Below are 14,412 nucleotides of genomic sequence, written 5' to 3' on the forward strand. Positions count from 1 at the left end.
GTCCCCCGTGGAAGCCGCGGCGGGACAGGCCGCTGTGCCCCGCCCCCCCCGCACTGCGTGATCCGCCGGCCGCTCAGGGCGAAGCGCACGCTCTTCGAGGAGTGCCGCATCGTCCGCGCGTACGGTGAACTGGACGCGCAGACCGTCGCACCACTGGTCAGCGCCCTGGCCGAGGTCCGGGCGGCCCGGCCCGGACGGCTGCTGGTCATCGTGGACCTGAGCGCGGTCACCTTCGCCGACTGCAGCATTCTGCCGCCGCTGTGCGAGGCGTGGTCCGATGCCACGCCCGGGGCAGATGGATCCGCGTCGTCCACGACGACCACACGGTCGGCCTGGTCTTCCGCTGCACCGGCATGCTTCCCCGCCCACGCGAACGCACAGGACGCCTGGGAGGAGCGAACGTCCGCGGCGACGGCGTACCGTACGCGAACCGGGGCCGGCATCGACGGCCGGTGACGAGTGCGGCGACTCGCCGGGCTCTGCGCGGGAGGCCGGGCGGACGGACATCGAGTACGCCCGGACGGAAATCTGTCACGGCGAGACCACATGTTGGTGCCCGCCGGAGATAGGGTTGTGGCACGACGCAGATGGTGCTGATTCCTTCGAGCACGGGTGCCACGCACACCTGGGTCCTCCGTACCGCTCCCGGAACGAAGGTGTCATGCCCGCCGAGAACGACCCCGTCGTCGGCAACCTCGACGATGACGACTATCCCGCCTACACCATGGGCCGGGCCGCTGACGTGCTCGGTACCACCCCCGCCTTCCTGAGGGCCGTCGGCGAGGCCGGGCTGATCACCCCCGTGCGTTCGGAAGGCGGTCACCGCCGGTACTCCCGCCGCCAGTTGCTCGTGGCCGCCCGCGCGCGCGAGCTGGTCGGCCAGGGCACCCCCGTCGAGGCCGCCTGCCGCATCGTCTTCCTCGAGGACCGGCTGGACGACGCCCTCCGCCAGAACCGTGAAATACGCCGGAAGCTGGACGAGGGCGACGCGAATATCTAGTTCCGCCGGTGCAGAAATACCGGTTCCGGCGGGATGAGAATCGCCGGACGGACACGAAAGTGCATGGCCGGTTCCTGTCGAGCTGTGTTAGCGTGATAGGCGTTGCGGTTTTGGTTACCAGAGGTTTTTTCTTTGCATAGCTTTCCGGATCTTTCCGGAGGGGTGATCATAGCGGCGACTCGGCCCCGCAAAGTGCGGGTCCGGCACTGCCCCCCAAGGGAGATTCAATATGGCATCTGGCACCGTGAAGTGGTTCAACGCGGAAAAGGGCTTCGGCTTCATCGCGCAGGATGGCGGTGGCGCCGACGTGTTCGCCCACTACTCGAACATCATCAGCAACGGTGGTTTCCGCGAGCTTCAGGAAGGCCAGAAGGTCAGCTTCGACGTCACGCAGGGCCAGAAGGGTCCGCAGGCCGAGAACATCGTCGCTGCCTGAGACTGACGCGTAGCGTCGCGAGCTGGTGGCTCGCGCATCATGTGGCTGGGGCCCGCACTCCTGGGGTGCGGGCCCCAGCCATTGCGTCACCCGTACACCCCGACACCCGGATATCTCGGTGTTTCCAAAATATTCGGCTCTCCTATTCTCCGGGATCTCCGGATTGATGACATCCCTGGCTTCGGTACCGAGAGGCTCGGCGTACCGTTTTTTCTTCGGCTCATTCTTGTGATTCCTCGTACGGCCGCCCGCCGTCGGACGGAATTCCTCGATACGCCGTATCGAGGAAGGTTCCAGCTTGAATCGCACCCGCCGCACCGGCGGCACCTCCGGGCTCTCCCGCTCGAACGGGAGAGTCCCGCACTCGACGGGCTCCACGAGCGGAAGCCGTTTCCGCAAGCAGGAGACGGGCCACCAGGGTCCTCGTCCGGGCGCCGGGCGCAAGAGCCGCCAAGGAGCGCACTCCACCGCCCGCCGACAGGAGTTCGCTCCGCCCGTCACCCTGACCGAGCCGCTGCCCGCGGTCGAGGCGTTCGCCGAACTGGACATGCCCGTACGCCTGCTGGCCGCGCTCCGTGCCGAGGGCGTGGCCGTGCCCTTCCCGATCCAGGCGGCCACCCTGCCCAATGCTCTCGCGGGCCGGGACGTGCTGGGCCGGGGTCGTACGGGTTCGGGGAAGACGCTCGCCTTCGGCCTGCCGATGCTGGCCCGCCTCGACGGGCGGCGCGCCCTGCCCCGGCAGCCGCTCGCCCTCGTCCTCGTCCCCACCCGGGAACTGGCCCAGCAGGTCACCGACGCGCTCGCGCCCTACGCCCGCGCCCTGGGACTGCGGCTCGCCACCGTGGTGGGCGGCATGTCGATCGGCAGGCAGGCGAGTGTCCTGCGCGGCGGAGCCGAGGTCGTCGTCGCGACGCCCGGCCGCCTCAAGGATCTCATCGAGCGGGGAGACTGCAGGCTGGGCCGGGTCGCCGTCACCGTTCTCGACGAGGCCGACCAGATGGCCGACATGGGCTTCATGCCGCAGGTGACCACGCTCCTCGACCAAGTCCCCTCAGGTGGGCAGCGGTTGCTGTTCTCGGCCACTCTGGACGGTGACATCGACCTCCTGGTGCGCCGCTACCTCCACGACCCCGTGGTGCACTCGGTCGACCCGCCGGCGGGCAGCGTCACCACCATGGCGCACCACCTGCTGCACGTGCGCGACGCCGACAAGGACACCACCGCGACCGAGATCGCCGCCCGCGACGGTCGCGTGATCATGTTCCTGGACACCAAGCACGCGGTGGACCGGCTGACCGAGCACCTGCTGTCCGTCGGAGTGCGCGCCTCGGCCCTGCACGGCGGCAAGTCCCAGCCGCAGCGCAACCGGACGCTCGCCCGGTTCAAGGACGGCCACGTCACGGCCCTGGTGGCCACCAACGTCGCGGCCCGCGGCATCCACATCGACCACCTCGACCTGGTCGTGAACGTCGACCCTCCCGGCGACCCCAAGGACTACCTGCACCGCGGCGGCCGTACCGCCCGCGCCGGTGAGTCCGGCACCGTCGTCACCCTCGTCCTGCCGCACCAGCGCCGAGCGGTGGACCGCCTGATGGCCGACGCCGGCATCACCCCGCGCGCGGCCAGGATCCGCCCCGGCGCGGCCGCACTGCACACCATCACCGGCGCCCGGACCCCGTCCGGCGTGCCGGTCACCGTCCCCGCGCCGGTCGCCGGACAACGCGAGGCCAGGGGAGCCGCGGGCCGTGACCGCCAGGACCGGTCGGCCGGACGGGGCGGGAACGGCCGGACCGCGGGCCGAGCCCGGCGCTCCGCCCCCGGGCCGACCCCATAGCCCGGCCACGGGAAACGCGCCCTGCTCCCGGCAGCCAGGCCGAGACGCCACCCTCCTGCCCGCCCCGACGAAGAGGAGAAGTCCTTGACGCCGAGTACGCCGAGTACGCCGAGTACGTCGAGTAAACCGATGACGCCGATTCAGCCGATGACGCCGGCTTCGCCCCGAACACACCGGCACGGCAGGACCGACGGCACCGGACTGACCGCCCGCGACGCCATGCTGTACGCCCCCGGACCGCAGGTCGACGACCACATGGCGGTCGATGTGGCCCTGTCCGTGCTCATCGGGGCTCGCGTTCCGCACCTGCTCCTCCAGGACGAGGACGGGCGGTGCGCGGGACTGGTCACCCGGGCCCAGCTCGCCGCGCACCGCGGCGGCTCCTGGTTCAGCGACCGGACCCGGCTGCGGGACATCCAGCTCGACCGCGGACCGTTCACCGCGTCGACGGCCGCACTCGGCGACGCGGAAGCCGCCATGCGGATACGGATACTGAACGTTTCCCCCGTGGTCGATGACCACGGCTACGCCCTGGGCGTCCTCGCGCTCACCCCCTGACCGCCTCGTCCGGCCGCCCCCGAGTCGTTCCCCGGCGTTCTCACCCATCTCCGCGGAGGAAATTCATGCGCTGTGTCATCGCCCGTTTCCCCTTCGACCTGGCCAAGAGCGAGGTCGAGCAGTCGATGGACGGCATCACGCCCGAGCCCGTCACCGGCGTGTCCGTGACCATCGAGGGCCGGATCTACCCCGTGATGCAGGTCGGGGAAGTGATCACCAGGCAGAACCGCCGGGACTTCACGTCGTTCGAGATGCGCCGCGCCCTGACCCGGCTCGGCTTCACCTGCCACGACGCGCCCCAGGTCGAGCCGCCCCGGGACGCGCGGGCCGACGAGAACGCGCTCGGCTGGTGACGATTTCCGGAGCCACGGCAATTCATGTGCTGTTTGCCGGTTGAAAAGCCGAGGACCTGGCACTCGGTCTGTGAGCGGGCCGGACAGTGAACCCGCTCCCGTGAGGTCCGACGGTTCGGCAAGAAGCCGCGAGCCGCACGAGAACGGCATGGTCCGCTCCGCCCGGTTGCCGCCGTGAGGATGCCCGGCGGCGACCGGTGCGGTCCGTCCGTACTCCCGGACACTCTGCGTTCGCGAACGCAACCGGTTCGTGGGGCGGGCATCGCCGAACCGCCGGCCGCACCCCGGCCGGGTCCGCGCACGCCTCGCACCACTCCCGCCGACGACTCCGTGCCCACGGCGTGCCCTTAAGGGCGGACGCCTACGGTCGACAGCAAGTCGGAGGCCATACGGCCGGTCAGGCGCCGTCGCTCCCAAGCTGAGAGCGCGAGTTCGATTCTCGTCACCCGATCCAATGCAAAACCCCAGGTCATAGACGTGGGGGTTGTTTGCTGTCTAGACCAATTTGGGGGCTGCGTGCCCTTCGCGTGCCCGAAGGCGCCGCTGACTGGATGCGGGACACCCGGCGGTGGCCTGGCACCGTGACCGAGTGCGCCGACCAGCTGCCGGCCATGACCGAGACGCTCCTGTCCGACCCTCGTCACTCGCACCGCCCTCGCCACGGAGACTGCCGACGCAGGCGCGGCATGCACCGCCACCGGCGCGACCACCACCTCGTACACCTACGGCAGCGCGTGTGGGCCAAGGCCGGAGACATGGGCCTTGGTGCGGGGTCCGGTGGTCGGCCGCCGAAGGCCATCTGGCCGTCCGCCATGGGAAAGCCGTGGCTGACACGTCCGGCGCGCAGCGCGGACCGCGACGGCCGGTGCGAACTGAGCAGACCGCACCCCGCCCGCTTCGCCCCTCAGGGAGAAGTGCATCTCCGCAGGCCAGACCCTGCACCACGCTGACCGCACCGCCCGCCGGGCGCGGCTCGGCCAGGCCCTGGTGAGCGACAGGTTCGAGCGGCTCCGGCCAGCCGCTCGTTGCGCCGGAGCCTGCGTGCCCGCGGTGAACAGCCGGGCCTCGGCAGACCAGGCGCGGAGGAAAGCGCGGACCCCCCCCCGTGGTCGTCGACAGGGCCGGCAAGTGATCCGGCCCGCAGACGGCGCGATCGGGACACCGCCGAGGAGCTGCACGTCGGCGAGTCAAGTGGGAGTTCCGGCCCTTGCTGCTGACCCGTGGGTGCGGGTATCCGTAACGGCCCCGACCCTCACTTCAGGGGCGTTGCCGCCCTGGGCTACGCCGCACGCATGCCCGCGGCGGCCGGCTGCTCCTCCTCGAAGAAGGTTTCGTCCTCCCCGAAGTCCGGGGCTCGGAAGGGGTTCGTCGTCGGAGCCGATGATGCCGGCACAGCCCAGCGGTTCTGCCCTTCCAGGGCGGAGAACAGCGATGTCGGATCGATGATGAGGTCTCGCTTTCGTCGAGGCTCCGTGAAGGGGCCTGGTGTGCCCGGACCGGACACCGTGGTCTACAGCTTGGTCATCTTGGCGTACGGGCTCAAGATCCGTACTTGCTCCGAGCCGAAATCCACGAGTACCGCGACATCGTTCTCGATGCCGATCACCAGGCCGAGACCGTGCAGGTCGTGGGTGACCCGGTCACCCACGACGAACTGTTTGGGGACCGGCGTGGTCGGGGCTTTGAAGGGGCTGGTGGGCAAATGACGCTTCGGTGCCACAGGCTTTGTCATGTTGCCCCTAGTATGCGCCTAGGAACCGCGGTGGTGGCTGACTCGCTGATCTTTGAGTTTCCCCGGTAAGAGCCGGGCCTGCCGACCGTCCGCAGGCGCCCGTACCGTCATGCCCGCGGCGCCAGACAGCGGATGCAAATCCTTGGAGGCAATACCTCGTGCTGATCGCTCAGCGTCCCTCGTTGACCGAAGAGGTCGTCGACGAGTTCCGTTCCCGGTTCGTGATCGAGCCGCTGGAGCCGGGCTTCGGCTACACCCTCGGCAACTCCCTGCGCCGTACCCTCCTGTCCTCGATCCCCGGCGCGGCTGTCACGTCGGTCCGGATCGACGGCGTGCTGCACGAGTTCACCACCGTGCCGGGCGTCAAGGAGGACGTCACCGACCTGATCCTCAACATCAAGCAGCTGGTCGTCTCCTCGGAGCACGACGAGCCGGTCGTGATGTACCTGCGCAAGCAGGGTCCGGGTCTGGTCACCGCCGCCGACATCGCGCCTCCGGCCGGTGTCGAGGTGCACAACCCCGATCTGGTCCTGGCCACGCTGAACGGCAAGGGCAAGCTGGAGATGGAGCTGACGGTCGAGCGTGGCCGCGGTTACGTCTCCGCCGTGCAGAACAAGCAGGTGGGTCAGGAGATCGGCCGTATCCCGGTCGACTCCATCTACTCGCCGGTGCTCAAGGTCACGTACAAGGTCGAGGCGACCCGTGTCGAGCAGCGCACCGACTTCGACAAGCTGATCGTCGACGTCGAGACCAAGCAGGCCATGCGTCCCCGTGACGCCATGGCGTCGGCCGGCAAGACCCTGGTCGAGCTGTTCGGTCTGGCGCGTGAGCTGAACATCGACGCCGAGGGCATCGACATGGGCCCGTCCCCGACGGACGCCGCCCTGGCCGCCGATCTGGCGCTGCCGATCGAGGAGCTGGAGCTCACGGTCCGTTCCTACAACTGCCTCAAGCGTGAGGGCGTCCACTCGGTGGGCGAACTCCTGGCGCGCTCCGAGGCCGACCTGCTGGACATCCGCAACTTCGGTGCGAAGTCCATCGACGAGGTCAAGGCGAAGCTGGCCGGCATGGGCCTGGCCCTCAAGGACAGCCCGCCCGGATTCGACCCCACCGCCGCGGCGGACGCGTTCGGCGCGGACGACAACGGGAGCGCGGGTTTCCTGGAGACCGAGCAGTACTGAACGCAGCGCCGGGTCCTGTGGAGCCGGGAAAGCAGGACCCGGCGATGAGACCGGCCGACTGCGCTCGGCTCCCCGACGGCCCACCGCTTGTGCAGATCACCGGGGGCGTCTGGTTCCACCTCCTTGAACTCCTCGGCGTCGAAGTCCCTTGAACCCGCCGGCCCCGGACCCGCATGGCACCGGGCCGGACCGGAAACGGAAGGGGCGGCCACATCCGGTGACCGCCCCGCACTGAGACCCCGTACTGAGACCCCGTACCGCCGCCCCGTCAGGACGGCGGTGCCTCCCGGACCGTGAGCGGGCCGATGATCGCGTCCAGGTCCGCGTCCGTGAGAGGGCCGCCGGTGCCCAGGCCCTCCCAGCGTTCCATTTCTCGGAGGCGTTCCACCGGGACGTGGTAGGCGCTGAAGAAATGAACCATGAGCTGGAAGACCTTGAAGTCGTCCCCCATCTCCCGCGTCACCCAGCGCGCGGCCTCGGAGGCCGGGCGGCCCTCCTCGCCGAGCCGGCGCAGGCGGGCCACGATCGCCGTTGGGTCGGTCACTTCCTGAACACCACCTTCGCCGCTGTGTACTCGCCCGGCGAGCCGACGGTCTCCTCGAAGGTCACCTTGGTGAAACCGTACTTCGCGGCCGTCTCTCCGGTGAACGTCGCCCGGGCGGCGTCCTCCGTGGGCACCACCCTCTGGTCGGCGGGCACCCAGCACTGACCGTCACCGTTCCCGGCCACGTGATCATTCTTTGTCACACCTTGATCAGGTGTGCCTCCAGGCTTGAACCGCCATGTGCGGGGCGTACCTATGATTGACGAACTTGGGGAGTTCGAGGGGGAGTTGTCGATGGCGCTGCGAAGATCGCTTGCTTTCGTCGGGGTGGCCGCGCTGGTACCGCTGCTCGCTTCGGCCGCCGCCGCGCAGGCGGCGTCGGGCTCGCTGACGGTCACCACGCTGGGGCGGCACGGCGGCAAGGTCTCGACGACGGTCACCGTCGTCGCCGTGCCGTCCGGGCAGACGTACAGCGTCAAGTCCGGCAAGCGGATCAGCCTGCCGTCGGGGCGCTACCTCGCGATGACCGACATCTGGGAGCACGGCACGGAGGGTCTGGGCACCGACACCATCGGCGCTCAGGTCGTACAGGTGTCGGGCAGCAAGTCGGTGACGCTCGACGCGCGTAAGGGCAAGCTCGTCAAGGTGGCGCTCGACACGCCCGCCGACGTGACCGACCCGCCGCGGATCAGCGCGCAGGTGTGCGCCGCCACTGTCGGTGACATGCCCTCCGCCTTCAGCGCGGGGGGCTGGAACGACGAGGGAGCCCTTTACGCCATCCCGAACTCCTCCAAGCTGCTGCAGTTCGGGTACCTCGCGCAGTGGTCGGGCAACGACAGCTATGTCGCCGTGAAGAACACCACGGGCATCCCCACCGCGCCCGGCGGGTCGTTCAAGCGGTCGAAGCTGGCGACGATGCGCTTCTCGGTACGCAGCGGCACGCAGATGGCCCAGCAGAACGACACCGCGCTCCAGGCGGTACCGAAGGTCGACGACTGCACGACCGACCTGATGGCGGGGGTACGCGACGACAGCGCGCCGTACAGCGCCACCGTCCATGTAACTCCCGGGACCTGGCAGCCGCGCGACGACGTCATCGCGAGCAACGGCGACGACGTCGGCGGCGGTTTCCCCAAGGTGAGGACTCTGAAGGCGGGGCAGAGCCTCACCCAGTCCTTCGGGCGGGCCGCGTGGAGTCCACTGCACTACCTGCCGCTGCTCGGGCAGAAGTCCGTCACCTTCCTTCCGGACGCCCTGATCGGCGACCCCGACGTAGGCGGCGTCTGGGCCGACCCGACGAAGGAGACGGTGGTCCTGACCAAGGGAAGCACCACCGTCAAGAAGAAGACGCTGACCAACTGGGGCTCCGGGGACGCGGAGTTCTCCGCCGGCATCCGCTCGGCCGGCTGGTATCGCCTGACCGTCGACGCCCACCGTTACCGCCCGGGCATCACCTTCCCGGCCGGCATGCTGTCGCCGCGGGCGACCCTCGACTGGCACTTCAAGGTGTCCGACCCGGCCAAGGCGATGGTCGCGCCCGTCTTCCTCACCCGCTTTCTGCCTACCGGGCTGAACAGCCACAACCAGGCCGCGCCGAACAGCACCACGACGGTCGACGTGAGCGCCGGGCGCGCCTCCCAGGGCCCCGACATCAAGCTCACCAAGGTGACCGCCAAGTCCGTCCGGGTCTGGTCGTCCTCCGACGGCGGCAAGACCTGGAAGGCGGCGACCGTCAAGCGGTCCGGATCGGCCTGGCAGGCGTCCGTCCACAACCCGGCGTCCGGCGCCGTCGCCCTGCGCTCCGAGGTGACGGACTCCGCCGGAGACAGCTCGGTGGAGACGGTGTACCGGGCGTACGCCATAGGCTGAGGCTGAGGGCGCTGCTTATTTGACGGTCGGTCCGACGGCCCGAACGCGCAGAGGAAGAACGCCCTCTTGAGCTGTTTGTCGCCGCGTCGGAAGGGTTGTTCGCCGCGGGTGGCTGGTCCGCCGTCACCGGAAGGCGATGGGTGTGGCGCCCATCGCACCAGGGTGGTCGACCTCGCGGCCCGGTGGTGGCATTGCGGTGACTCGCCGTCCACCGGCCCATGAAGAGAAAGGGTGCGGACATGGCGGGCAGCAGTTCTGCGATCGGCTCGGACGAGCGCCGGGCCGGCGCTCCCGTTGTGGCCGAGGCCCCGCGGACCACCGGCCGTGAGCGGCGCCCCGTGTTCGGCTCCGCAGTCATGGCCTGCGCGGCGGCGCTGCTTGTCGGAGGGGGGATCGTGGCAGCCGGGTTCGCCGCGTCGTGGGGCCTCTTCCTGGCGGCCAGGAGAGACGCCGAGTTCTCCATCGAGAACGAGGACTCCTATCTCGCCTACGCCGACCAGTGGAGCAGCCTCGTCAAGGTCGCGTTCGGCGTGTAACCGCTGCTGCTCCTCGTCGCCGTGGTCCTGTTCGCCTGGCTGCTCACCAGCCAGGCCGTCATCGCCGCGTACGCGCAGGAACGCGCGGCGCCGGGCGCCGACGCCGCCACGGCCCCCGGTGCTCTCACTCTCCGCGCGCTGTGGTGCCGCTCCCGTCCGCACCTCGGAGTACGGCAACCCGGAAGGAGACACCTCCGCAGCCGCCCGCTAAGGCTGGCTCGGCGGCAAGCAGCGCTCCAGCGAAACGGTCACCGGCGCCACCCTCATGGGTATCCGTCTCTACGACCCGACGACCGGACGCTTCCTGTCCGTCGACCCGGTGCCGGGCGGTAACGCCAACGCCTACGACTACTGCTCCGCGGACCCCGTCAATGGCTTTGACCTCGACGGTCGCTTCGGCTGGGGCAAGTGGCTCGACAGAGCGAGTACCGGCCTCGCCGTGGCAGGGATGTTCGGATGCGCCGTATGCAGCGCCGTCTCCGCCGGTATCTCGCTCGGACGGGGTATCTACAAGGTCAGGCACGGTGACAGGAGCGGATGGCTCGACATCGCAGGCAGCGCGACCTTCGGTGCCGGAAAGGGCTTCGGATGGGCGGGCAGAGCCTGGAAATCCCGGAAGATGGCGAAGTACGCCAAGGGAATCCGCGGCGCCGGCAGAGCCGGAAGACGTGCCCGGAGCAGGGCGGCAGCGGCAAGCCGTAGGTACCACCACCGCTACACTCGCCGCGCTGAAGCGGTGGATCGCTGGTACGGAGGAGCTTCATTGGCCTACGGAGGGTATGGAGAGTACCGCTCGTACCGCCAGCAGGGATGGCGTCGATGGCTGCGGTGAACAGCGGGCGCCACGGCATCGCGCGCGCCGCCGACACCCGGCTGACGTACCTTGCCTTTCTCATCCTGTCCAAGGGGGACCGGAAGGAAGCGGCAAGCGCGGCCTCTGACGCCGACCGAGCAGTGGGCGAAATCCTCCGGGAAAAGCCGGGAAAGATCCAGCGGAACACCGGCAATACCGTATGGATTCCAGCAGTGGAAGCCCTGGGTCTGTGTTCGTGGTTGTGGCTGGTCGTCGCAGCGGTCGTAGCGGTCGCGTGCCTGCTGGCGGTCCCGCGAAGTCTGACGCACCACAGCTTCGTCTGGATTCTCCAGGCATGTGTACCCGCTGTCCCAAGTGCGCTCTTCGTTTCACGGCAGATGAGTCATCTCGTGGCTCGTCGCGCCTTGCAGGCAGGGACCGCGCGGCCCGCAAGCATCCGCTGGCTCGTACGCTGGCAGAGTGATGCTGTGGTCCTGGCTCTGACCGCCTGCACGTGGGGCGCATGGATGACCGTATTCGCAACCTAGTTCGCTGAAGGGCAGTGGTTGATATCCCCCATTCGGATCTTCTGATTGGGGGATGTCACTTTGTCCGGCCACGGCGAGGTTCGATGAAAAGATTCACAATAAGGCGCCATTTCAGATGGCCTGATCTTGTGGCAGTCCGGGACCGGTGACTGCCGCGCTTGTCGGACAGATGGCGCTGGAAGGCCTGTGGTGAGGGGACCGCGAGTGCCGGCCGCGATCATCTCCGTGGCCACGCCGGCCGCCATGGTCGGTCCCTGATCCAGGAGTTCGACCCGGTCAAGATCAACCCGACCGGTGACAAGCGAATCGTTCACGTCCACGGCTTCCCCGCCGAGGTGGACACCCACTACCCGGTCACCGTGGGTGTCGAAGGTGACCCCTCACAGACGCTGGACGCGCTCGCGGCAGCAGTGCCCGAGGGACTCACCTACGATTCGGGAAGCACCGAGAAGATCCGCACCCTGCTCGACGATGAGCTGCAGTACGGACGTGACAACGACGCGTTTCCCCTGGTGCCTCAGCGCGTCGTGACCGATGTGCGCACCGCGCTGGACCGCCACGACATCGTGCCCGCCGACACCGGCGCCGGAAAGATGTGGATGTCCCGTCTCTACCCCACCTACGCACCGGACACCTGCCTGGTCTCCAACGGCCTGTCCACGATGGGGTTCGCACTGCCGGGTGCCGTCGCCGCCAAGCTGGCCCGGCCGGACCGGCGCGTCCTGGCGATGATGGGGGACGGCTCGTTCCTGACGAACTCCCAGGAGCTGGAGACGGCCGTCCGTGAACGCGTCCCGCTGGTCGTCCTGGTCCTGGTGGACGAGGGAAACGGCCTGATCACCTGGAAGATGGAACTGGGACTCGGCCGCACAGCCACACCCGGTTCGCCACCCCGGACCTGGTCGCCTACGCCGAAAGCTTCGGCGCACGCGGCTACGTGATCGAGGCCGCCGACCACACTGCTGCCCGCACTGCGCCGCGCCCTCGACGACAACTCGGTCTCCGTGATCGCCTGCCCCGTCGACTACTCCGAGAACCTGCGCCTGACCGACAGGCTGGGCAGTCTCCACGGTCCGTTCTGATCCGACAGCCTCAGAGCCTCCCGGCCGGCGTCGGGAAGGACCCCACACCGGCGAACCCGCCACGGGGCCGTCGCCGGCCACACCGTCCAGGCCGGCCGAAGCCTTCACCCACCCGGTCCGGCCCACTGTCCGGACCGGTACGGCCGGCGCATCCGCAGACGTGTCATACGCGTCAAGTGATGCCCCGGATCCCGGGGGCCGGGCTGAGAGACCTTCCGTCCACAACCTGTGGAGAAGGGCGTCCCGGACGGTGTCGTGGACGTTGTGCCCGGTCAGGCCGGTTGCGTGCCGAACGACGGCCGTCGTGGTGGGCAGCGGTGGCGGCGCCGCACCACGGGGTGGGGCGCCGTACAACCAACCGCCCCCTCCGGTCGTCTCCTGCACGCCCGGACCAAGATCCGGCTCACCGCCCTGGAGAAACATGCGTATGCGTACCGCTGCTGCCGCCACCGCCGGCACCCTGGCGCTGATCGGGTTCGTCACGCCCGCCGCCCATGCGGACACGAGCGCCGGCGACACCGTCTTCAGCTCGCTGACCTTCAGCAAGACGACCGTCGACGTCGGCGTCAGCGCGGCGCAGACACTGAGCGTCACGGCGACCGCCAAGGACGACTCCGGGATCAAGGTGATAGCCGGCTTCAAGCTGGTCAGCTCCGACGGCCGGTACCTCTACGCGAACTCCATGTCCTGCAGCCGTCCGTCGTCGACCACCATGAAGTGCACGGGCACGTACACCCTCGACCCCGACCTCGTCGACAGCTACTACGACCTCAGGAACAGCTCGGCCGGTACCTGGTACTTCCAGGCCGAAGCCGCGGCCAAGGACGGCGACTACTACGAGATCCAGAAGAGCGCGCCCTTCAAGGTGAAGCGGGTCGCCAGGCTCGCGAACACCCAGGCCGGGCCCGAGCCGGTCGCCAAGGGCGGCAGGCTCACCGTGACCGGTGCGCTCACCCGGGCCAACTGGGACACCAACGTCTACGCCGGCTACGGCAGCAAGTCCGTCGCCCTGCAGTTCAAGAAGTCCGGCTCCTCGTCGTACACGACCGTCAAGACCGTGACCACCGACAGCAGCGGCAAGCTGAGGACCACGGTCACCGCGAACGCCTCCGGCACCTGGCGGTGGAAGTTCGCGGGCGCGAGCACCACGACCGGCGCCACGGCATACGGCGACAGCGTCGCCCTCGGGTAGTCGGTGTGTCGGCGGCCCCGACCCGTTGGTGAGGCTGCGTCCAGGGACCAGCTGCGCACTCCGTCGATGCCGCTCAGGGGCGAGGGCGGCCGGGTTCGGCTTCCCGCTGGAAGCAGGCAGCGGCAGCCTCCGGGGGTGCCGGTGCGCCGTTACGGTCGACGTCGTCCGTCAGGAGGGACGGGCCGGGATCACAGGGCGGTCAACGGGAGGCCGACGTCGCGCGCGCCGATCGTGCGGGGGAGACGGAAGTCCATGGCCCGGCCGACCTCTCGCCAGGTCGCCTCTGCCGTCCTGCGCGCATCGGCGGCCACATCGCCACGTTCGCGTATGAGCCGTTCGTAGATCGGGGCGTCGCTCTGCGCCGTTGCACTCACCGTACTGGTCCCTTCCTGGTGACGACACCCGCTTGGCCTCCGGGCCGCAGGCGGGGGCCGAGTCTATGGCGCCCGTTCCTCCGGCATCGTCCGGTTCCGCCAGGCGGGACGCGAGGTGCCCCAGCACCCGCCACCGAACGGCGCGGAGACCGGCCGGCGCCGACGACGTCCGCGACATGGTCCGCGGCAGCGCCCGCCACGACGGGCGTCCCTTTCAGGCGGCGATTTCCGGGCACGCAGCCCCCCAGCCCTTAGGAGCAGCCCCATCCCTGCCGGGGTGCCGTCGCGCACCCTGCCCCCGGACACGATCCTCGCCGTTCCCGCCTGAGCCCGAGCCGGTCCGGCCGGCGTCGAAGTGCTCGTGCCGGGCACTGGGGCCC

General features: G+C 69.3%; 16 protein-coding genes and 1 pseudogene. 13 read left to right on the forward strand and 4 right to left on the reverse strand.

Annotated features, from left to right (window positions below):
• The first annotated feature begins 57 nt into the window (after positions 1-57).
• The 6 genes from ACZ4UV_RS27490 to ACZ4UV_RS27515 all read left to right on the forward strand — a co-directional run bounded on the left by ACZ4UV_RS27490 (position 58) and on the right by ACZ4UV_RS27515 (position 4,181).
• On the forward strand, positions 58-456 hold the full coding sequence (locus ACZ4UV_RS27490; RefSeq protein WP_451022413.1) for an STAS domain-containing protein: 399 nt from the start codon (positions 58-60) through the stop codon (positions 454-456).
• A gap of 205 nt (positions 457-661) precedes the next feature.
• Entirely contained in the window at positions 662-1,000 is a 339-nt protein-coding gene (locus ACZ4UV_RS27495; RefSeq protein WP_451022414.1) for a helix-turn-helix domain-containing protein, read from the forward strand.
• Positions 1,001-1,229: 229 nt separating this feature from the next.
• Entirely contained in the window at positions 1,230-1,436 is a 207-nt protein-coding gene (locus ACZ4UV_RS27500) for a cold-shock protein (protein WP_352356523.1), read from the forward strand.
• A 298-nt stretch (positions 1,437-1,734) separates the two neighbouring features.
• Positions 1,735-3,270 (forward strand): DEAD/DEAH box helicase, encoded by a 1,536-nt coding sequence (locus ACZ4UV_RS27505; RefSeq protein WP_467841411.1) that lies wholly within the window; start codon positions 1,735-1,737, stop codon positions 3,268-3,270.
• A gap of 129 nt (positions 3,271-3,399) precedes the next feature.
• Entirely contained in the window at positions 3,400-3,828 is a 429-nt protein-coding gene (locus tag ACZ4UV_RS27510) for a CBS domain-containing protein (protein WP_390045924.1), read from the forward strand.
• A gap of 65 nt (positions 3,829-3,893) precedes the next feature.
• Positions 3,894-4,181 carry an SCO5918 family protein gene (locus ACZ4UV_RS27515; protein WP_451022416.1) on the forward strand — a complete coding sequence of 96 codons (288 nt, stop codon included), beginning with the start codon at positions 3,894-3,896 and terminating at the stop codon, positions 4,179-4,181.
• 1,510 nt (positions 4,182-5,691) lie between these two features.
• Here ACZ4UV_RS27515 and ACZ4UV_RS27520 read toward each other — a convergent pair.
• The gene (locus tag ACZ4UV_RS27520; RefSeq protein ID WP_351496697.1) at positions 5,692-5,913 is read right to left on the reverse strand and encodes a hypothetical protein; all 222 of its coding nucleotides are present in this window, start codon (positions 5,911-5,913) and stop codon (positions 5,692-5,694) included.
• Positions 5,914-6,071: 158 nt separating this feature from the next.
• On the opposite strand from ACZ4UV_RS27520, the gene ACZ4UV_RS27525 reads away from it, so the two are divergent.
• Positions 6,072-7,094 carry a DNA-directed RNA polymerase subunit alpha gene (locus tag ACZ4UV_RS27525; protein WP_467841416.1) on the forward strand — a complete coding sequence of 341 codons (1,023 nt, stop codon included), beginning with the start codon at positions 6,072-6,074 and terminating at the stop codon, positions 7,092-7,094.
• A 268-nt stretch (positions 7,095-7,362) separates the two neighbouring features.
• On the opposite strand, the gene ACZ4UV_RS27530 is transcribed toward ACZ4UV_RS27525, so the two are convergent.
• The gene (locus ACZ4UV_RS27530; protein ID WP_451023414.1) at positions 7,363-7,638 is read right to left on the reverse strand and encodes a hypothetical protein; all 276 of its coding nucleotides are present in this window, start codon (positions 7,636-7,638) and stop codon (positions 7,363-7,365) included.
• Positions 7,635-7,823 carry a hypothetical protein gene (locus ACZ4UV_RS27535; protein WP_451023413.1) on the reverse strand — a complete coding sequence of 63 codons (189 nt, stop codon included), beginning with the start codon at positions 7,821-7,823 and terminating at the stop codon, positions 7,635-7,637. Before ACZ4UV_RS27535 ends, ACZ4UV_RS27530 begins: the two co-directional genes overlap by 4 nt.
• A gap of 109 nt (positions 7,824-7,932) precedes the next feature.
• Here ACZ4UV_RS27535 and ACZ4UV_RS27540 point away from each other — a divergent pair, with 109 nt between their 5' ends.
• The 6 genes and pseudogenes from ACZ4UV_RS27540 to ACZ4UV_RS27565 all read left to right on the forward strand — a co-directional run bounded on the left by ACZ4UV_RS27540 (position 7,933) and on the right by ACZ4UV_RS27565 (position 13,658).
• Complete coding sequence (locus ACZ4UV_RS27540) at positions 7,933-9,507, forward strand: hypothetical protein (RefSeq protein WP_467841420.1); 1,575 nt, start codon at positions 7,933-7,935, stop codon at positions 9,505-9,507.
• A gap of 239 nt (positions 9,508-9,746) precedes the next feature.
• Positions 9,747-10,043, forward strand: a complete 297-nt coding sequence (locus tag ACZ4UV_RS27545) for a hypothetical protein (RefSeq protein WP_467841423.1) — start codon at positions 9,747-9,749, stop codon at positions 10,041-10,043.
• Between the two features lie 244 nt (positions 10,044-10,287).
• Positions 10,288-10,875: pseudogene (locus tag ACZ4UV_RS27550) on the forward strand (RHS repeat-associated core domain-containing protein); the annotation flags it as partial.
• The gene (locus ACZ4UV_RS27555) at positions 10,863-11,384 is read left to right on the forward strand and encodes a hypothetical protein (RefSeq protein WP_467841426.1); all 522 of its coding nucleotides are present in this window, start codon (positions 10,863-10,865) and stop codon (positions 11,382-11,384) included. The pseudogene ACZ4UV_RS27550 and the gene ACZ4UV_RS27555, both read left to right, overlap by 13 nt.
• Positions 11,385-11,542: 158 nt before the next feature.
• Positions 11,543-12,325 (forward strand): thiamine pyrophosphate-dependent enzyme, encoded by a 783-nt coding sequence (locus tag ACZ4UV_RS27560; protein ID WP_467841428.1) that lies wholly within the window; start codon positions 11,543-11,545, stop codon positions 12,323-12,325.
• A 568-nt stretch (positions 12,326-12,893) separates the two neighbouring features.
• Positions 12,894-13,658 carry a calcium-binding protein gene (locus tag ACZ4UV_RS27565; protein WP_451022871.1) on the forward strand — a complete coding sequence of 255 codons (765 nt, stop codon included), beginning with the start codon at positions 12,894-12,896 and terminating at the stop codon, positions 13,656-13,658.
• 188 nt (positions 13,659-13,846) lie between these two features.
• Here ACZ4UV_RS27565 and ACZ4UV_RS27570 read toward each other — a convergent pair whose 3' ends face one another.
• Positions 13,847-14,032 carry a hypothetical protein gene (locus tag ACZ4UV_RS27570; protein WP_451022872.1) on the reverse strand — a complete coding sequence of 62 codons (186 nt, stop codon included), beginning with the start codon at positions 14,030-14,032 and terminating at the stop codon, positions 13,847-13,849.
• Between the last annotated feature and the right edge of the window lie 380 nt (positions 14,033-14,412).

The sequence above is a fragment of the Streptomyces sp. NPDC028289 genome, from assembly GCF_055565975.1.